Genomic DNA, 18,287 nt, shown 5'->3' on the forward strand with positions numbered 1-18,287 from the left:
CTGTGGCGCGGGAGCCGGGCCAGGACGCGAATCAGGTCTGGACGCGGGAGCAGGCGACGCGTCCGACGGTGAAGGCTGCTCGGCCGGCGGCGAAGGAGCGGCCGGCTTGTCCTCCCGAGGAAGGTCGCGCGGGGCGAGCGGGCGGGGAGGGGGCTGCCAGGAGGGGGCGTCGGCAAGCGGGGTGGCGCCCACCGAGGTAGGCAGCGGCCGATCGGGCTCGGGCTGGGCGCAGCCGGCGAGGCAGAAAGCGGCCAGGATGGCGAAAATGAGAGTGCGCTGCATTGAAAATCCCCCCGAATTGAAAAGTGCAACGCCCCGAAGTTTAGCGGCTGACTGTGAATCGCGCACTCCAACTTTTGTATAGCGCGCGAATCGCTAGAATGTCAGACATGCCTAATACTTCCCAGTCGCAACAGTGGTTTGAGCGTTCCTCCAAGGTGATTCCGGGCGGGGTGAACTCGCCGGTGCGCGCGTTTGGCTCCGTGGGCGGCCAGGCCCGCGTGATTGAGCGCGGTGCGGGCTCGCGCCTGTGGGACGTCGACGGCAACGAGTACGTTGACCTGGTCAGCTCCTATGGCCCGATGATTCACGGCAATGCCCACCCGGAGATTGTGGAGGCCGTGCAGCAGGCCGCTGCGGGCGGCTTGAGCTTTGGCTCGCCCACCGAGGGTGAGGCTTTGCTCGCGGAAGCCATCGTCGCGCGCACCGCGGCCGATAAGGTGCGCATGGTCAACTCCGGCACTGAGGCCACCATGTCTGCGGTGCGCCTGGCCCGCGGCTACACCGGCCGCGCCAAGGTGCTGAAGTTCGAGGGTTGCTACCACGGCCATGTGGATGCGCTGTTGGCCTCGGCCGGCTCCGGCGTGGCGACCTTTGCGCTGCCGGATTCCCCGGGTGTTACGGGCGCGACAGCGGCCGATACCATCGTCGTTCCTTATAACGATATCGAGGCCGTGCGCGAGGCATTTGCGCAGCACCCGGGCGAGATTGCCTGCATTATCGCGGAAGCCTCGGCCGGCAACATGGGCACCGTGGCTCCAGAGGAAGGCTTCAACGCCGCGCTTGCCGACGTCGCCCATAGCGACGGCGCCCTCCTCATCCTCGACGAGGTCATGACCGGCTTCCGCACCTCCTATAAGGGCTGGTACGGCGTCGACGGCGTGGCGGCGGACCTGGTGACCTTCGGCAAGGTCGTCTCCGGTGGCCTGCCGGCCGCTGCCTTCGGCGGCCGCGCCGAGGTTATGGACTACCTCGCCCCGGACGGTCCGGTCTACCAGGCCGGCACGCTGTCCGGTAATCCGGTGGCCATGGCCTCCGGCCTGAAGTCTTTGGAGCTGGCCGATGAATCGCTCTACGAGCGCCTGCAGGCCAACGCGGACCGCCTGACCGGCATGATTTCTTCCGCGCTGTCGGCCGAGGGCGTAGCGCACCACATCCAGCGGGCGTCTTCGATGTTCTCTATCCGCTTTGCCGAGGGCGAGGGCCGCAACTTTGCCGATATGCAGGCGGCCGAGACCTTCCGCTTCACCCCGTTCTTCCACGCCCTGCTGGATAACGGCATCTACGTCGCGCCAAGCCCATTCGAGACCTGGTTTGTCTCGGATGCACTTACCGACGCCGACTTTGAACTCATCGAAGCCGCCCTCAAGCCCGCCGCCCAGGCCGCGGCCGCCGCGCGTCCCGCACATTAAGTCCCGCACACCAAGGAGAGACATGACACGCACCATCGTTCACCTCGTGCGCCACGGCGAGGTCCACAACCCGGAGAAGATCCTCTACGGGCGCATCCCGGGCTATCACCTGTCCTCGCGCGGGCATTCCATGGCGGCGCGCACCGCGGAGTCTTTCCGCGACCATGATGTGACCTACCTGGCGGCCTCGCCGCTGCAGCGCGCCCAGGAAACCGCGCGGCCGATTGCGCAGGTAACGGGGCTAGACGTGGACGTCGATAAGACGCTCATCGAGTCCGGCAACCGCTTCGAGGGCCTGCGCACTAAGGGCCTGCGCTCCGCGCTGTGGAATCCGCGCCGCTGGCCGCTGCTGGTCAACCCGTTAGAGCCTTCGTGGGGCGAGCCCTACGAGCAAATTGCCGAGCGCATGCTTGGATCCATCGAGCGCGCCCGCACCGCCGCGGCCGGCCACGAGGCGATCTTGGTCAGCCACCAGCTGCCCATCGTGATGGTGCAGCGCACCGTGCTGGGCCAGCGCCTGCCGCACGCGCCGTGGAATCGCGAATGCGACTTGGCCTCGGTTACCTCCCTACTTTTTGAGGATAACCAGGTCACCGACATCTTCTACTCCTCCCCGGCCCAGGAGATTTAATGGCACTACAACGTAGACGCGCGGTCGGCGCGGTGCTGGCGGCGGCAGCCATCGCGCTGCCGCTTGCCGGTTGCTCGCAGGATGCCGATAACGCGCAAAACGCGGTGGCTACCGGCGGCAACTTCGAGTTCATCACGCCCGGCGGCGAAAAGGTCATCAACTACGAGGAATCCGAGCGCAAGCCGCTGCGCACGTTCTCCGGCGAGGATGTGCGCGATAGGGATAAGACCATTTCCCTGGAGGACTATGACGGCGAAATCGTCGTGCTCAACTCCTGGGGCCAGTGGTGCGCCCCGTGTCGCGCCGAGGCCGATGACCTCCAAGAGGTCCACTCCGAGCTACAGAAGCGGAAGATTGGCACCGTCTTGGGCATCAATGTGCGCGACTATAACCCGCAGGTGTCCAATGACTTCCTCGAAGACAACGGGCTGAAGTATCCCTCCATCTACGATCCGCCGTTTAAGACCGCGGCGGCCCTGGGCGGCGTGCCCACCTCCGTGGTCCCGACCACCATCGTCTTGGATAAACAGCACCGCCCGGCTACGGTCTTTTTGCGGTCCATCACCGCCCAAGATGTGATGGACGTAGTGGACAAATTAGAAAAGGAATAAATGGACAACGCAGCGAGCATCGGCAACTCCTTTGCCGAGGCCGCGACCTCCGGCCCACTCATTCTGGGCCTGTTCGCGGCCGCCGTGGCGGGGCTGGTGAGCTTCGCCAGCCCGTGCGTCGTCCCACTGGTGCCCGGCTATATTTCCTACCTGGCCGGCGTGGTGGGCGGCGAGGTTACGTTTGACGGTGAGTTGGGGGTGGGCGTCGGCAAGCGCAGGCAATGGGCCGTGGTACTGGCCGCAGCCTTGTTCATCCTAGGATTTACCGTGGTTTTCCTGCTGGCGACGGTTTCGGTATTCGGTGCGATTTCCGCGCTGCGGCTCAATGAAGAAATGCTCATGCGGGTAGGCGGCGGCGTAACCATCCTGATGGGTGTGGTTTTTCTCGGCGCGATCCCGGCGCTGCAGAAAGACACCCGCATGGCACCGAAGCGCTGGACCACCTGGCTGGGCGCGCCGCTGCTGGGCGGGATATTCGCGCTGGGCTGGACGCCGTGCTTGGGCCCAACGCTGGCCGCCATCATTTCCGTATCGGCCGGCACCGAAGGCATGACAGCCGCGCGCGGCGTGCTGCTTATCATTTTTTATTGCCTGGGCTTGGGCCTGCCGTTCCTGCTGGTGGCGCTGGGCTCCGCACGGGCGATGCGCTCGATTTCGTGGGCCCGGAAGCACTCGCATATCATCCAGGTCATCGGCGGCGTGGCCATGATCCTCGTCGGCTTGGCCCTGGTAACCGGCCTGTGGGGCGAGTTTATTAGCCTCATCCGCCAGTGGACCGGCAACTTTGGCGCAACCCTGATTTAGGAGAGACGTGAAATACTTCCGCAAAGCCTGGCATTGGCTGACCAGCATGCGCACGGCACTGGCGCTGCTTTTCTTGCTGGCGCTGGCCGCGATTCCCGGTTCCTTGCTGCCGCAGCGCGACCTCAACGAGCAGAACGTGCAGGACTTCATCGAGTCCAACGGCAACGTGGCGAAGATCTATGACAAGCTGCAGCTTTTCGACGTCTTTTCGTCCGTCTGGTTCCAGGCCATCTTCATCCTCTTGGCCATTTCCCTGGTGGGCTGCATCCTGCCGCGCTCGTGGGATCACTACAAGGCATGGAAGACCCCGCCGACGCGCGCGCCGAAGTACCTCCACAAGCTGCCGCTGGCGGCCGAGGGACATTCGGATAAGAGCGAGGAAGAGCTGTCCGCGGAAATCACAAAGCGCCTAAAGAAGTGGCGCGTGGCCGAGTACTCCCCCGAAGAAGACCGCGCCGGCGTGCATACCTTCTCCGCGGAGCGCGGCTACGGCCGCGAGCTGGCCAACCTGATCTTCCACGTGGCGCTGGTGGCCATCTTGGTTACCGTCGCTGCCGGCCGCTTGGTCAACTACGAGGGCCAGGTCATCGTGGTCACCGAGTCTGGTTCGCAGGGCGGTGGCCAGACCCTGGACCAGTCCACGGAGTTCTGCAATACCTCCACGTCCAACTTTGACTCCTTCCGCGCTGGCCCGCTTTTCGACGGCACCGGTCTCCACCCCTTCTGCCTCATCGCCCATGACTTCGCGGCCGAATACCTGCCCAACGGCCAGGCGGAGATGTTTACCTCCAACGTTTCCTACGCGGAGGGCGAGGACATCTACAAGGATGACTCCGAGTGGAAGGATTATGAGCTTAAGGTCAACCACCCGCTGCGCCTGGCGCACAACCGCGTCTACTTGCAGGGCCACGGCTACGCGCCGACGGTCACGGTGGAATGGCCCAATGGCGAAAAGCGCACCCAGACCATTCAGTTCCAGCCGAATGACACGACCTTCTTCTTGTCCTCCGGCGCGATGCGCTTCGACCCACCGGCAGGCATGCACCCGGATCTCTATGACCGCCGCCAGAACCAGATCGCCATCCAGGGCCTGTTTGCGCCCACGGCCGAGTGGGCCGGCGAGAACGGCAAGCTGCTGCAGTCCGCATACCCCGGGCTGCAGGATCCGGCGATGGCCATCGATATCTACCGCGGCGATGCCGGCCTGGACACCGGCACCCCGCAGTCCTTCTTCTCGCTGGACCCGAACCTGGTGCAGTCCGGCCAGCTGCAAAAGATTGACCGCGTGAACCTCAACCAGGGCGAGGACGTCACCCTGGACGATGGCACGAAGATCACCTTCGACGGCGCCAGCGAGTTCGCCAATTACCAGGTCTCTTATGATCCTTTCCAGAAGTGGGTGCTGGCCTCCGCGCTGGTGATGCTCATTTCCCTGGTGGGATCGCTGGTGATTAAGCGCCGCCGCGTCTACATCCGCCTGCGGCCGAATGCGGCCGGCGGCACCGACGTGGAGATGGGCGGGCTTGCCCGCACCGACCGCGCCGGCTGGTCCGAGGAGTTCCACGAGCTGCACCGCGCGCTGCTGGAGCTGCCGGACCCAGACGAGGTCGAAGAAGACGAACTTTATACCGATGACTAGCGCCTCGGCCCGATCCAACAAAAGTTGGATTGGGTCGTTTCGCTGAGTAAGGTAATCAGCACTTACCCCGCACGTGTGAAGGCTAGGAGCATTCATGCAGATCGATCAGAATCTGTCTAATTTCTCGGATATCGCGGTGCAGACCGCCTTTGTGGTGTACTGCGTCGCGCTCTTTTTGTCGCTGTTTTACTACGGCCGCATGCAGGGCATCATCGAGGGCCGCCGCGCCGTGAAGTCCGAGGCCGCGAAGGTCTTGGTGGGGGCGGGCGCTGGGGGCGTCGACAAGCAGAGCTATGCCGGCGAGGTTGCCCAGTCTTCTTCTGGAATCACGGCCGATGAGCTGAAGGAAAAGGAGCGCAAGGCCGATAAGCTCGGCGGCATGACCAGCGCGCTGATGTGGGTGGGCATTGCCCTGCACGCCGCGGCGATTGTGCTGCGCGGCTTGGCCACCGGCCGCTTCCCGTTTGGCAACCTGTATGAATACGTGCTGATGGTGAGCTTCGGCGTGCTGCTGGTGGGTAATATGGCCATGCAGCGCAAGGAATGGCGCACCGTGTGGCCGTGGTTGCTTACCCCGACCCTCGCGCTGATGTTTTATGGTTCCACCAAGCTCTATGCCGAGTCCGCCCCGGTGGTGCCGGCGCTGCAGTCGCACTGGCTGCCCATCCACGTCACCGTGGTTTCTTTGGGCGCGTCCATCGGTATTATCTCCGGCATTGTCTCGCTGCTGACGCTGTTCCGTATGGCGCAGCCGAAGCATGCCGAGCATGGCTTCTTCGGTGCGGTGGCCCGCCCGCTGCCTTCGGCCGCGAAGATTGATCAGCTGGCCTACCGCTTGGCTGTTATTACCCTGCCGACCTTGGGCTTGGGCATCATCCTGGGCGCCATCTGGGCCGAGTCCGCCTGGGGTCGATTCTGGGGTTGGGACCCGAAGGAGACCGTGTCCTTTGCCACCTGGATCCTGTACGCCGCTTACCTGCATGCGCGTGCGACGCCGTCCTTCCGCAAGGCGGCGCCGTGGATCAACGTCATGGCGATGGCGCTGATGGTCTTCAACCTGTTCTTTATCAATATGGTCGTCTCCGGCCTGCACTCCTATGCGGGGCTGAACTAGATGGCGGAGCATACGAGCCCGCGCCATAAGCAGGGAAAGCCGGCCGGCGATAATGCCGTGATTTTGGGCCTTGGCGCCCAATTTGCCGAGCGGCGCCGCGAGTTGGGCATTTTGCAGCAGCAGCTTGCCGACGCCGCCGGTATCTCCCGCTCCACCCTCCACACCATCGAACACGGTGGTGCGGGCGTGCGGTGGGAAAAGATCACGGCCGTGGCCGAGGCCTTAGGCCTAGAGATGCGGTTCGTGCCGAAGGAAGCCTAGTCCTTCTCGCCGTCGGCGTCGCGTTTGCGGCGCTGGCGGCGTTTTTCTTCTTCTGCCTCCTGGGCGCGGCGCTGTTTGAAGCGTTCCTTTTCTAGGTTCCACAGGAATTCCTCGTCATCATCGGGGCCTTTGATAGCGCGGGGTTGTTCCACCTCGCGCTTTTTCCATGTCGAGGGCCCGAAGGCCTTCCAGACGAGGTAGGCGGCGAGGACAAAGAGTAGGAGGAGGATGATTCGGCCCATGCGTGCGATTCTACCTGCACCGCGTACAATCAACCCCCATGACGCATAACCCTGAGCCACCCAAGCCGGACCCAGAACTGCGCCGCCGTTCGCGCGCGGCGCTGTGGAAGTACGGGCTCGCCCGCGTAGTGCTTTTTATCGCATTGACCGCGGTGATCGAGATTTTGGCCATCGCCATCGACTTTCCCATCCCGGTGCTCGTCGCGGCGCTGCTGGCGCTCTTCGTGGCGCTGCCGCTATCGATGCTGATCTTTAAAAAGTGGCGCATCGAGGCCACCCAAACGCTGGCCGAGTACTCCGCCCAGCGCAAGGCCCACAAGCGCTGGGTGCAGGCGGAGCTGGAAGGCCGCGCCGCGCAGGACTAGACGAGGATGAGTGCGGCGGCCTCGATAACGGCCCACAGGAGCATCGCGCGGCCGGTCAGGCCGAGCACGGGAATAAGCTCTGGGCCTTGGGCGCCGCGGTTGACGGTGCGGATGGCGCGCAGCGCGAAGGGGAAATAGACCAATCCGGCGAGCGCGAGCCAGCTACCAAAGGCAATGCCGATAGTCAGCAAGAAAGGCAGCAGGAGCAGCACCGTAAAGAGCAGGCGCGCCTTCTCGTTGCCAAGGCGCACGGCGAGGGTAATCTTGCCAGTTTCAGCGTCGGAGGGAATATCGCGGATATTGTTGACTAGGTTGACGCCGGAGCTCATCGCGCCGATGCCCACGGCCAGCGCGAGGCCCGACCATGACAGGCGTCCGGCCTGGGTAAATTCAGTACCGAGCACGGCGACGAGGCCGAAGAAGATAAAGACAGCGACTTCGCCGAGCCCGCGATAGCCATATGGGTTCTTGCCGCCGGTATAAAACCAGGCGCCGGCGATGCACAGCGCGCCGACGAGGATGAGCCACCACGCGTGTGCCGCCAAGGACAGCGCGATGCCGGCGAGCCCGGCCACGGCGAAGGCGGCAAAGGCGGCGAGCTTTACGTGCTGCGGGCGGGCCAGGCCGCCGCCGGTGAGGCGCTGCGGACCGGTGCGGTCGTCGTCGGTGCCGCGGATGCCATCCGAGTAATCGTTGGCGTAATTGACACCGATGATGAGCGCCCACGCCACCACGAGGGCGAGAAGCGCGCGGCCGAAGTGCGCGCCGTCGGCAGCCGCTGCGGCACCAGTACCAGCGATGACTGGGGCGAAGGCATTAGCCCACGTGTGCGGGCGTGCGCCTTGGAGCCAGTCTTTGGCAGTTGCGGGATAGGCAGAAAGTGACATGTCAGTTATTGTGCCACGCCACCGCGGGCATGCTGTGCACAAGGGACGCACACGGCGGATATATAAAAGCCACGGGTATGGCGGAAGCGCGTCGTACGTACCCAAGAAAGGACGGCTGTGGGCCACACCCGTGACAAAAGTTCAATGCGTTGAACTTTCTTAAAGTTATCATGTGAATCGCTCGCGGGGCAAGGCCTTTACTACGATGAATGTCATGCATTTAAGCGATCTCCCTGAACGTACCCAGGACTACCTCAAAGTCCTGTGGGACCTCTCCGAGCACTCCGGCGGCGCGCCCATCGCGCTCAAGGAGCTGGCGGGGCGATTGAACCAAAAGGTGCCCACGGCGTCGGAAGCCGTAAAGCGTCTCGTTGCCCAAGGGCTGGTGGAACATGAGCGCTACGCTGGCGTTTCGCTGACCCCAGAGGGCCAGGCACTGTCCATGGGCATGGTCCGCCGCCATCGTCTCCTCGAGACCTTCTTGGTCAAAGAGCTGGGGTACACCTGGGACGAGGTTCACGAGGATGCCGATCTCCTCGAGCATGCATGCTCCGATCGCTTCATCGATCGACTCGATCAGCACCTGGGCCATCCTCAGCGCGATCCCCACGGCGATCCCATCCCCGACGCGCAGGGCAGCATCGAGGACCTTGGCACGCTCACGCTTGACGACGTCCCCCTTCACACCCCTGTCACCATCGAGCGGGTATGCGACGGAGACACCGAGCTGTTGCGCTACCTCGACAGCCATGGCGTCGGCCTGGGCGTCGAGGTCGTAGTCGATTCCCGCGTTGCGGGCCTGCTCAACCTGCACGCAGGGGACGAGGAGTTCTCTCTTGCGGAAGTCGCGGCCGCCGACGTGACGGTGCGCGCTAACGAAGTCTAATCAGTTCTTAAAGAGCCCTGCGACACCACGACGGTCCACCTTGCCGGGGCCGGTCAGCGGCATCTCAGCAATGCGGATAATCTCGCGCGGAATCTGCCACCGAGGCAGGTCATCGAGCGCTTCGAGGATGTCGGTGCGCGAGGCCCAGCCGGTGTAAGCTGCGGCGATCATCTGGCCAAGACGTGGATCAGGGATGCCCACCACGCATACACTGTCGACGCCCGGTACCTGCAACAAGAGCTGTTCCAGTTGTTCTGGGTGCAACTTCAACCCGCCCGAGTTGATGATGCTGTCCAGACGTCCAGTGACGGTGAGTTGACCGTGGGCGTCGAGCTCCCCGGCGTCGGAAGTTGCGAACCAGCCACCGACGAAGTCGCGCGATTCCACATTGCGGTAGCCCTGCGCAATGGTCGGCCCGCCCAGGAAAATGCGGTTATCTTCCCCGATGCGCACCTCGGTGCCGGGCAGGGGAGTGCCGTTGTAGACGCAACCGCCCGCAGTCTCCGAGGAGCCATAGGTGGTTACCACGGTGATGTCGAGCTTGCGCGCAGATTCCAATAGCTGGGGATGTGGCGCTGCTCCACCTACCAGGATGGAGTTGAAACGGCGCAGTGCTTGGATGCCGTCCAGCGAATCGAGTGCCTTGTGCAGCTGCATCGGTGTGAGCGCGGTGTACATGCGGTCCTCGGTGTGGGCGAGTTCTTCTGCTGCGCGGGCGAACTCGGTGATGTTAAAGCCTTGGGACAGGTCGAGGCACAGTGGCTCCACACCCGCCACCAACGAACGCACGAGCACCTGGATGCCCGCGATGTGGTGGGCGGGCATGGCCAGTAGCCATTGGCCGGGGCCACCCAGGAAAGAATGGGTGGCATCCGCACTCGCCACCAGGTTAAGCGGGCTTAGCTGCGCACCCTTCGGTGTGCCCGTGGAACCCGAGGTGGACACCACCAAAGCAATGTCCTCAGCAATCGATTCGCCCGCGCGCATGTGGTTGCGCAGCAATTCCGTCCGCGTGCGGTCCGCTGCGGGAAGGGGTAAGAGCGTGGTCTGCCCAGCGATGGCCTTCTCGAGGTCATCCAAAATTCCTGCGGGATTGCGGGGATCGACTGGGAGTGGGGCGAGGATATGAGTCACGAATAATCAGGTTACCCGGGCATATCGCTCGTCCCGGGAGGCGGCGCGCCGGGCGTTTAGAGCAAGGCCCGCAGCCCCATGCTGAGCAAATAGAACACACCCGCCAGCACCGCGATGCAGCCGCCCGCCGACAAACTGAGTGCGGCCGCCAGCCAGAGCCCGCCGCATGCCAGCGCAATGCCCGCGATACCGGCACCGAGCATGAGCTGGGTCGGGCGCTTGATCCACGGCTGCAACGCCGCCGCCGGGGCTACCAGCAGCGCCAGGGACAAGATAGTGCCCACCGCGGGAATCACCACCACCATGGTCACGCTGATAAGCGTGAGGGTAAGCAAGTCATAGCAGCCGGGATTTCCACCTTGTGCGCGGAAGGACGTCTGGTCGAAGTAGAAGGAGACCAACGTCCGGCGAAATGCTACCAGCACGCCAAGGCTGACCACCACCAGGGCGCTGACAAACCAGACATCCTGCGCATTGACAGTGGTCAGCGAGCCCACGAGAAAGCTATCCACGTGGATAGGTAGCGGTTGGAACCAGCGCAGCAACAAGATGCCCAGGGAAAACCCCAGGGTGAGCGTCACGCCGGCGGCAGCGGTCGAAGAAATGCCCTCGACGGTACTCAACCACCGCATAAGCCAGGCCAAAGGTAGGCAGAACAGTGCCGCGCCCACCATCAAACCCGTGGAGAGATCCAAGCTCAGAAGGTTGGCCACCACTACGCCGAGCACCGCGCCGGGGAAGATTCCGTGCGACAGGCTCTCGGCGAAAAAGACGCGCTTGCCCATGACCATCAAGGTTCCAACCAAGCCAGATAAACATCCCACAGCAATGGCCTCAAGGAGGGGCATCCGCAGGATCTCTGGATCAAGATGAGACAGTCCCATTAGCTAATTACCCCCTTCAAGCCCGCTAGCGGCACGGTGACAACCAGCATCAAGCTGACGATTGCCTGCGGCGAAATCTGGTGCGCGGTTTGGGACAGCATGATGGCAAATCCCACCACCACTGCCAGCGTGGACAAGCCCGCAGCCCAGAAGCACATGCTGCGCGGGGATCCTGCGATCAAGCGCGCCGAGAGGCCTGGAATGACAATAAAACCGATAACCAGCAACACACCCACTGCCGAGCTAGCCGCCACCACGATTAGGCCAACCGCGACATTCGCAATGAGCTCATAAGCCGCCACGTTGACGCCCATGGCGCGGGCCGCTGCTGTATCGAAAGCGACGAGAATCTGCATGCGCCAGGTTGTCAGGATGAGCAGTGCCGCAATCACGCAGAGCGTGACGGAGGTTGCCAGCCTGGACTGCGTGACGTCGAGAAGCCGGCCAAACATGAGCGCCTCCAGCTGCCCGGACTTGTCGCCATAGGCCAAACTGATGACCACGCCGATGCCGTACATGAAGGTCAGCACCACGGCCGTTCCGGCTTCTATATCCAGCTTCCGCGCTGACTGGCGCCGCCCAGAACCCAGAGAAGCCAGCACCAGCACCGTCACCGTGGCCACCGCGGCCGCACCCGGCACGATGCCCGGGATGCCGCCCACGATGAGCCCTACCACGATGCCTGGAAAAACCGAGTGCACGAGGGCTTCCACCGTAAATTCCATGCGGCGGAGATTAACGAGGACGCTAATGGCAGCCCCCACAATCGATAGGCACAGCAGGAAGAGGAAGGCATTGCGCAGGTACGGGGCGAAGAGAATCTGCTCCATTACAGTCGCGCACCTTGCTCCATATAGGTTTCCACTGCTTCCTCGGTTCCCATGGTGTGGACCTTGCCGTCGAGCACAAACGCCGCCCAGTCGCAGGTGTGCTGCGCCAAGATGGGGTCGTGAGTGGAGACGAGCAGGGCGATTCCTGCTTCCTTGAGATCCGCAATGATCTGAATCAGGATTCGGCGGCTTTCTTGATCAAGCCCGTTGAAGGGTTCGTCGAGAAGCACCAGCTCCGGGGCCGAAACCAACGCGCGCGCGATGAGCACGCGCTGGCGCTGCCCTCCCGAGAGCTGGCCAAACCGCGTCTCGGCGAGGTGCTCCATCCCCACTTGTCGCAGGGCATTGAGTACATGGCCGCGATAGCTACGCATGCTCGTGCACCTATGCCACCAGCTCACTGATGGCAAAAGGCCCATTTCCACGACCTTGTAAGCCGTGACGGGAAAACTCAGGTCGGAGTCTTGGTACTGCGGGACGTAGCCGAGCGAGGCGTCGATGGTGGCCATGCCGCGCAAGGCAGCCAGGCCAGTGATTGCCTTGAGCAGCGTAGACTTGCCCGCGCCGTTGGCCCCCAGGAGCGCCACGGCCTCGCTCGCGCGGATCTCAAGATCAACGTCGGTGAGGATATCCCGGGCGCCATAGCCGCAGGTGGCATTGCGCAGAGTGATTAATGGGGAAGACATATAGAGCTACTTGCGCTTGGCGACGTCGAATGCCTGCAGCGATTCCGGCAACGGTTGCTGTTCGGAGTCCCAGGCGCTGACCAGGGTGTTGATGTTGTGGACGATGGATCCGATGTAGGTCTCGCCCTCACTGCCTGGCACACCTAGCGAGTCGCCGTACAAAGCGTCGTCGGATGTAACCGCCTTGACGCCTGCGGCGCGGGCGATGGCCTCGATGGACTTCGAGCTGTTGGAATTCTCCGCAAAGATGGCCTTGGCACCGGACTCGCGGATCTGCTTTGCCTGCTCGTCGATGTGGCGCGAGGTGGCGTCCTGCTGGTTGTTGAAGTCAGACAGTGCGGAGCCGATGAACTTCACGCCGTATGCGTTTGAGAAGTAGCCGAAGGCGTCGTGGGAAGAGAAGAGCACGCGGTCTTGCTCAGGAACTGCAGACATGGAATCGCTGGCCCACTTGTCGAGGTCCTCCAACTGGTCGGTGTACTTCTTGCCGGCGGCGGTGAAGGCGTCCTTGGCCTGCGGGGAGGCCTGGGACAACGTGTTGACGATGTTGTCGACCTGAATCTTGGCCTGCTTCGGGGAGGTCCACACGTGCGGGTCGTACTTGAATTCTGGGGCCTCGCCGTCCTCCCCCGGGAAAGGCCACGGGCGCGGGCTCACGTGCTCGATGCCCTCGTCGATGGTGTACTTGCCGTTGCCATCGCCCATACCTTCGCTCTTGACGCCCGAGGTCACGGCCATGACGCCGTGGAAGCCGGAGGAGTCCACGGCTTGGTCGAGGAAGTGCTCGAGGTCGACTCCGTTGACGAACATGTAGTCGGCCTGGGAGAGCGCCTGCATCTGCTGCGGGGTCATCTCGTGCTCGTGGGCGCTGGCGTTGGGGGCGAGCAAACAGGTGAGGTCGAGGGTCACTGGGCCCTCGCCGGAGTTGGTCTCCGCACCCTGGGAGTCGACCTTGTGGAGCTTGAGGCCGCCGGCGGCTACCTGGGTGAGGTAGTCGCAGATCTGGGTAGTCGTGGCCACGGCCTTGACGGTGTCGCCGTCCTTCGGCTTTGCAGCGTCGATGGATTCCTTCGAGGCGCTGCAAGCGGCGAGGCTGGCGCCGAGTGCGAGGGCGCAGGTGCCTGCGAGAATGCGCTGTAGGGGCCGGCGTGGGGTGCTGTGATTTGAGTTCATAATGAACTTCCTTTGTATTAGGAGAAGTGAACTCAACAAACACTAGCACCCTTGAACTAGATTGTTCAACGTAATGAACTTAGGTGGTCCTATCTCTTCCTTAAGCTGCCAAAATTTAAAAATGCCTCTCACTTCAATGAGTGAAGTGAGAGGCTAGGAAGCGGTGGCCTTATTTGGCTACTTTTGCCTTTTTGCTGAAGGGGAGCTGATCCAGGGAGCGTATGCCGGGGCCGGCGGCGAGCATCAGGCCCGCGACGGCGACGGTCCATTCGGAGAACTTTTGCCAGCCCTGGGCGATGAGAATTACGCCCAGGGCGACGCGTGCTGCGAGCATGACGAATGAGTTGCAGAGTTTCATGTTCGACACTTTAAGTATTAACTATGGGCATGTCCACAATTGCTTGAGATGTCTCACTCCGGTCCGAGGGCGTCCCACGCCATTTACTCCGCTACATGTATGGATTGCGCGGGGTGTCCTCCTGATCGAAGGGACGCTCCCCGCTGTCCTGCGCATCCTTGATACGCTTGAGCATCCACACTCGCGAGACGATGACGCCCGCCAGTGCAAGTGTGGCCAAGCCGATGGCGAAAATCCACATCGTGCTAACTCCTGGCTAGTAGTAATACGGGAACTGCTCCCACTGCGGGTCGCGCTTTTCGAGGAATGCTTCTTTGCCCTCGACGGCCTCGTCGGTCATGTACGCCAGGCGGGTCGCCTCGCCGGCGAAGACCTGCTGGCCCATGAGGCCGTCATCGGTCAGGTTGAAAGCGAACTTCAGCATGCGCTGGGCTGTTGGGGACTTGCCGTTGATTTCGCGGCCCATCTGGATTGCGGCGTCTTCCAAGTCGGCGTGATCGACAACCTCATTGACCGCGCCCATCTCATACATCCGCTGGGCATCATAGGTGCGACCCAAGAAGAAGATCTCGCGGGCGAATTTCTGGCCCACCATCTTAGCTAGGTAGGCCGAACCATAGCCGGCATCGAAGGAACCCACGTCCGCGTCCGTCTGCTTGAAGCGCGCCTCCTGGCGGGAGGCGACCGTCATATCGCAGACCACGTGCAGCGAGTGTCCGCCGCCGGCCGCCCAACCATTGACCACGGCGATAACCACCTTGGGCATGGTGCGGATAAGGCGTTGGACCTCGAGGATATGTAGGCGGCCGCCTTCCACCTTCTCGCGGGCGGTGTCCACGGTGGATTCATCCGCGGTGGCGTCATCATGGGCGTGCTCGGTGGCGTAGCGGTACCCGGAGCGGCCGCGAATGCGCTGGTCGCCGCCCGAACAAAAAGCCCAGCCGCCATCCTTGTCGGAAGGACCATTGCCGGTGAGCAAAATCGTTCCCACATCCGGCGTGCGGCGGGCGTGGTCGAGGGCGCGGTAGAGCTCGTCTACGGTATGCGGGCGAAACGCATTGCGCACCTCCGGGCGGTCGAAGGCGATGCGCACGATGCCGTTCTTGCGGCCCTCGCCGTTGAGCCGGTGATAGGTGATATCCGTCAGGTCCTCAAAACCTTCTACGGCATGCCACAATTCCGGGCGGAACGGATTATCGGTGCTGTATTTTTTCTGCTCGCTCATGATGGCCAGCTTAGTGGCAAAAGAAGAATAGTCCCCATTCCCAACCCTCACCCACACACACTGCCCAGCAGGCCGGTAATAATCAATACGCGATACTGCGAGGTTGTTGCCCCGCATAATACCCGTGTACGCCATACCAGCGCGGTACTCCATGCCATGGGGAGACTCGAACTCCCCGCCCCTTAAAGCGCTAAAGGGGGCCAGAGTCCCAGGATTTTCCCCTCCAGGGTGGGGGCCTGCTCGCTGCAGGTGTGTGGGCTACCATCGCGCGCTTTAAGCAGCGCGCGATATGACTATCCGTTTTTCAGTTCGGTATTCCAGTTCAGTTGCTGGATGCGGGTATCCAGCTCGCGATACTGCTTAGACAAATCATCGACACGCTTGCGCAGATCCGCCACCGGGATGGTGGAGACAAACTTAATCTCGGTGCGGGAATAGCGGTCCGAGCGGGTGCCCGCCCGCTGCGCCAGGTCGTGGTAGATGCGGCGCTTGCGCAAGAGGCCGTCGCGAAGCGCGAGGGCTTCCATCAAGTTCCTCTTCTCATCAAAGGCGGTGGCGATATTCGTCGCATTAATGGCCTGCACCAGCTCATCGATGCGCCCGGCCACGCCATCGAGCTCGCGCAGCAGCTCCTGCGGATCCTCATCCGGGGTATCGCCCTCCTGCACGCGGGCCACGGTGAGCAACCGCTCGTGCAGGCTATTGAGGCGCTCCTGTGCCTGGGCGCGCTCCGCCAATGCCTCAGCTAGCAGCATAATTCCTCCTTTATTGGTATGGGTTCCCAAAATAGCGCAGAGCGGGGGAGGGGTCAATGGCCGGCGGGCGCTACCATGAAGGCCATGCATATCGATGACGTCCTCGACCGCGCCCACGTAGTCTCCCTCCCGCTCGCCGTGCGTTTCCGCGGCATTACCACTAGGGAGGCCCTGCTCATCGAGGGCCCGGCCGGCTGGGGCGAGTTCGCGCCCTTCCTGGAATACGGCCCGGCCGAGTCCGCCGCGTGGCTGCGCGCCGGGCTCGAGGCCGCCTACGAGGGATTTCCGGAGCCGGTGCGCGATTCCATCGAGGTCAACGCCACCATCCCGGCCGTACCTGCCAGCGAGGTTCCGGCCGTGGTGGAGCGCTACCCCGGCTGCCGCACCTTCAAAATCAAGGTGGCAGAAAAGGGCCACACGCTTGCCGACGACGCCGCTCGCGTCCGCGCCGTCCGCGACACCATCACCCAACGCGGCGATATCCCCATCCTTCGCGTGGACGCCAATGGCGGCTGGAGCGTCGATGAGGCGGTCGAGGCCGCGCAGATGATGATGCCGCTGGACTATATGGAACAGCCCTGCACCACCACTGAGGAGCTTGCCCAGGTGCGCGGCCGCCTTATGCGCGCCGGCCTCTTCGTACGCGTGGCCGCCGATGAATCTATTCGTAAGGCCGCGGACCCGTATCGCGTCGCCGAGTTGCAGGCAGCGGATGTCGCCGTGGTCAAGCCCGCCCCGCTCGGCGGCGTGCGCCGCGTCCTCGAGGTGGCCCAGCACTTGCGTCAACGCCATATGGACATCACGGTGGCCTCCGCGCTCGACACCTCCATCGGTATCAATATGGGACTGGCGGCCGTCGCCGCTCTCCCGCGCATCTACGACGATGAGGACATCGATGTCACCCCGGCCGCTGCTGGACTTGCCACCGGCTCCCTCTTTGCAGAAGACGTCACCGCGCCGCGCCCGCTTGTCGATGGCCACCTTCCCGCCGATATCCTCGCCCCCGACCCAGACCGACTCGCTGCACTCGCCGCCCCCGCCGACCGCCGCGATTGGTGGTTCGACCGCCTCCGTGCCTGCTGGCCGTACCTGACTGACTAGGCTCTAGAGCAAGCTTTGGTGGAACCGCCACGCCGGAGTCACCAGCGCCCGCCGCACCTTTTGAGGACTGCTCTTTAGCCCGCGCACGCTGCGCCGATGCGCCACCGTTTCTTGTACCGTCTCCACCACTAGTTTGAGGTGGTAGTCGGTGCACTCATCCGTAAACTTCAGCGGCGCCCATCCGTGCTGCACCGCGTGATTGGTCTTCCACGTCCCGATGAGGAATTCCCGGTGATTATTCTCCGGCGCGTGATAATAAAGCGAGTCCAAGTCCACCACCGTCGTCCCCGCTTCGAAGCCTAAATCCCAGGTATACGGCCCAAGCCGGAAATTTGGCACCGGCTTGAGCCCCACCCGCCGCATCTCGTGGTACATCCGCTGCTCCCATTTCGACGCCGTCCCCACCGGCGCCTGCTCCGCCAACTCGCGCACCGCGTCCCTTTTCTTACTGATCACCAGCTCTAAATCGGCCGCGAACCTCCCCCTTCCGTTGAGCCCGCGATACGCCTGCGCCAGCGCTTCTTTCAGCAGCCACTCGCTGCAGCGCTCGAAGCTCAATGCATCTGCTACCGCCTGTGCCGGCAACGCCATCCTTACACCCTTTATCCGATTCGCCGGCACCGGCCGCGACCTCACCGTATACACCACATCATCCGCTCGAATCCGGCAGTTTTTATCCACCCGGATCACCGCCGGCAGCCGCACCTCGCATAAGCCATAGGCCGCGAGCGCCGCCGTCCCCGAAAACACCGCATCCGGATAAAGTTGCGCCACCGCGGCTACTTTATCTTTCGCGCTCGCCTCTGCAGCGATATAACAGTTGCGCCGCAAGCGCAAAAGTGTTCCCCCACTAATCCTGCTGCGGATTTGATAGTCAGTAAGGCCTAAATCTAGTAATTCATTTCTCGTCCACATGACTCATTGGACTGGAAATCTTCCGGAAAGGTTCCACCTTCCTAGTTTCAACGATTTCGTCCATCTAGAACACCTAAACCGTCGACGGTTTTCGC

General features: G+C 62.9%; 22 protein-coding genes. 10 read left to right on the forward strand and 12 right to left on the reverse strand.

The genetic code is table 11. The features are described 5' to 3' along the window. The first annotated feature begins 380 nt into the window (after positions 1-380). The 7 genes from hemL (at position 381) to CORTU0001_RS04915 (ending at position 6,751) form a co-directional block, all read left to right on the forward strand. A complete protein-coding gene (gene hemL, locus CORTU0001_RS04885; protein ID WP_034668211.1) occupies positions 381-1,691 on the forward strand; it encodes a glutamate-1-semialdehyde 2,1-aminomutase in 1,311 nt (436 codons plus the stop codon). Positions 1,692-1,713: 22 nt separating this feature from the next. Next, positions 1,714-2,322, forward strand: coding sequence for a histidine phosphatase family protein (locus CORTU0001_RS04890; RefSeq protein ID WP_005327918.1), 609 nt, complete (start codon positions 1,714-1,716; stop codon positions 2,320-2,322). After that, positions 2,322-2,933 carry a TlpA disulfide reductase family protein gene (locus CORTU0001_RS04895; RefSeq protein WP_005327919.1) on the forward strand — a complete coding sequence of 204 codons (612 nt, stop codon included), beginning with the start codon at positions 2,322-2,324 and terminating at the stop codon, positions 2,931-2,933. Before CORTU0001_RS04890 ends, CORTU0001_RS04895 begins: the two co-directional genes overlap by 1 nt. Further along, a complete protein-coding gene (locus CORTU0001_RS04900) occupies positions 2,934-3,737 on the forward strand; it encodes a cytochrome c biogenesis CcdA family protein (RefSeq protein ID WP_005327920.1) in 804 nt (267 codons plus the stop codon). Positions 3,738-3,744: 7 nt separating this feature from the next. Further along, positions 3,745-5,376: a cytochrome c biogenesis protein ResB gene (locus tag CORTU0001_RS04905; RefSeq protein ID WP_005327921.1), complete on the forward strand. Its 1,632-nt coding sequence runs from the start codon at positions 3,745-3,747 to the stop codon at positions 5,374-5,376. A gap of 94 nt (positions 5,377-5,470) precedes the next feature. Next, positions 5,471-6,490 (forward strand): c-type cytochrome biogenesis protein CcsB, encoded by a 1,020-nt coding sequence (gene ccsB, locus CORTU0001_RS04910; RefSeq protein WP_005327922.1) that lies wholly within the window; start codon positions 5,471-5,473, stop codon positions 6,488-6,490. Beyond that, complete coding sequence (locus tag CORTU0001_RS04915) at positions 6,491-6,751, forward strand: helix-turn-helix domain-containing protein (protein ID WP_005327923.1); 261 nt, start codon at positions 6,491-6,493, stop codon at positions 6,749-6,751. Here CORTU0001_RS04915 and CORTU0001_RS04920 read toward each other — a convergent pair. Next, positions 6,748-6,993, reverse strand: a complete 246-nt coding sequence (locus CORTU0001_RS04920) for a hypothetical protein (RefSeq protein ID WP_005327924.1) — start codon at positions 6,991-6,993, stop codon at positions 6,748-6,750. The genes CORTU0001_RS04915 and CORTU0001_RS04920 overlap by 4 nt on opposite strands. A 38-nt stretch (positions 6,994-7,031) precedes the next feature. Here CORTU0001_RS04920 and CORTU0001_RS04925 point away from each other — a divergent pair, with 38 nt between their 5' ends. Further along, entirely contained in the window at positions 7,032-7,358 is a 327-nt protein-coding gene (locus tag CORTU0001_RS04925) for a DUF4229 domain-containing protein (RefSeq protein WP_005327925.1), read from the forward strand. On the opposite strand, the gene CORTU0001_RS04930 is transcribed toward CORTU0001_RS04925, so the two are convergent. After that, the gene (locus tag CORTU0001_RS04930; protein WP_005327927.1) at positions 7,355-8,245 is read right to left on the reverse strand and encodes a 1,4-dihydroxy-2-naphthoate polyprenyltransferase; all 891 of its coding nucleotides are present in this window, start codon (positions 8,243-8,245) and stop codon (positions 7,355-7,357) included. The genes CORTU0001_RS04925 and CORTU0001_RS04930 overlap by 4 nt on opposite strands. 214 nt (positions 8,246-8,459) lie before the next feature. Between CORTU0001_RS04930 and CORTU0001_RS04935 the strand changes: the two genes are divergently transcribed. Further along, complete coding sequence (locus CORTU0001_RS04935; protein WP_034656208.1) at positions 8,460-9,131, forward strand: metal-dependent transcriptional regulator; 672 nt, start codon at positions 8,460-8,462, stop codon at positions 9,129-9,131. On the opposite strand, the gene menE is transcribed toward CORTU0001_RS04935, so the two are convergent. The 9 genes from menE to CORTU0001_RS04975 form a co-directional block, all read right to left on the reverse strand. Continuing rightward, complete coding sequence (gene menE, locus CORTU0001_RS04940; protein ID WP_005322961.1) at positions 9,132-10,265, reverse strand: o-succinylbenzoate--CoA ligase; 1,134 nt, start codon at positions 10,263-10,265, stop codon at positions 9,132-9,134. A gap of 56 nt (positions 10,266-10,321) precedes the next feature. Then, entirely contained in the window at positions 10,322-11,149 is an 828-nt protein-coding gene (locus CORTU0001_RS04945; protein WP_005322960.1) for a metal ABC transporter permease, read from the reverse strand. Continuing rightward, positions 11,149-11,979: a metal ABC transporter permease gene (locus tag CORTU0001_RS04950; protein WP_005327929.1), complete on the reverse strand. Its 831-nt coding sequence runs from the start codon at positions 11,977-11,979 to the stop codon at positions 11,149-11,151. The genes CORTU0001_RS04945 and CORTU0001_RS04950 overlap by 1 nt, the downstream gene beginning before the upstream one ends. Then, a complete protein-coding gene (locus CORTU0001_RS04955) occupies positions 11,979-12,665 on the reverse strand; it encodes a metal ABC transporter ATP-binding protein (protein ID WP_005322958.1) in 687 nt (228 codons plus the stop codon). The genes CORTU0001_RS04950 and CORTU0001_RS04955 overlap by 1 nt, the downstream gene beginning before the upstream one ends. A 6-nt stretch (positions 12,666-12,671) precedes the next feature. Beyond that, positions 12,672-13,838 (reverse strand): metal ABC transporter substrate-binding protein, encoded by a 1,167-nt coding sequence (locus CORTU0001_RS04960; protein WP_005322956.1) that lies wholly within the window; start codon positions 13,836-13,838, stop codon positions 12,672-12,674. A 169-nt stretch (positions 13,839-14,007) separates the two neighbouring features. Then, the gene (locus CORTU0001_RS04965; protein WP_005322954.1) at positions 14,008-14,196 is read right to left on the reverse strand and encodes a hypothetical protein; all 189 of its coding nucleotides are present in this window, start codon (positions 14,194-14,196) and stop codon (positions 14,008-14,010) included. Positions 14,197-14,287: 91 nt separating this feature from the next. Then, positions 14,288-14,437: a hypothetical protein gene (locus tag CORTU0001_RS11800; protein WP_005322953.1), complete on the reverse strand. Its 150-nt coding sequence runs from the start codon at positions 14,435-14,437 to the stop codon at positions 14,288-14,290. Positions 14,438-14,452: 15 nt separating this feature from the next. After that, on the reverse strand, positions 14,453-15,421 hold the full coding sequence (locus tag CORTU0001_RS04970; RefSeq protein ID WP_034668262.1) for a 1,4-dihydroxy-2-naphthoyl-CoA synthase: 969 nt from the start codon (positions 15,419-15,421) through the stop codon (positions 14,453-14,455). Positions 15,422-15,714: 293 nt separating this feature from the next. Then, positions 15,715-16,176 (reverse strand): DIP1984 family protein, encoded by a 462-nt coding sequence (locus CORTU0001_RS04975; RefSeq protein ID WP_005322951.1) that lies wholly within the window; start codon positions 16,174-16,176, stop codon positions 15,715-15,717. Positions 16,177-16,251: 75 nt separating this feature from the next. Here CORTU0001_RS04975 and CORTU0001_RS04980 point away from each other — a divergent pair, with 75 nt between their 5' ends. Continuing rightward, a complete protein-coding gene (locus tag CORTU0001_RS04980) occupies positions 16,252-17,277 on the forward strand; it encodes an o-succinylbenzoate synthase (protein WP_005327932.1) in 1,026 nt (341 codons plus the stop codon). Between the two features lie 3 nt (positions 17,278-17,280). On the opposite strand, the gene CORTU0001_RS04985 is transcribed toward CORTU0001_RS04980, so the two are convergent. Then, the gene (locus CORTU0001_RS04985; RefSeq protein WP_232619485.1) at positions 17,281-18,051 is read right to left on the reverse strand and encodes a hypothetical protein; all 771 of its coding nucleotides are present in this window, start codon (positions 18,049-18,051) and stop codon (positions 17,281-17,283) included. Positions 18,052-18,287: the final 236 nt, after the last annotated feature.

This window comes from Corynebacterium tuberculostearicum SK141, from assembly GCF_000175635.1.
Taxonomy (GTDB): Bacteria; Actinomycetota; Actinomycetes; order Mycobacteriales; family Mycobacteriaceae; genus Corynebacterium; species Corynebacterium tuberculostearicum_C.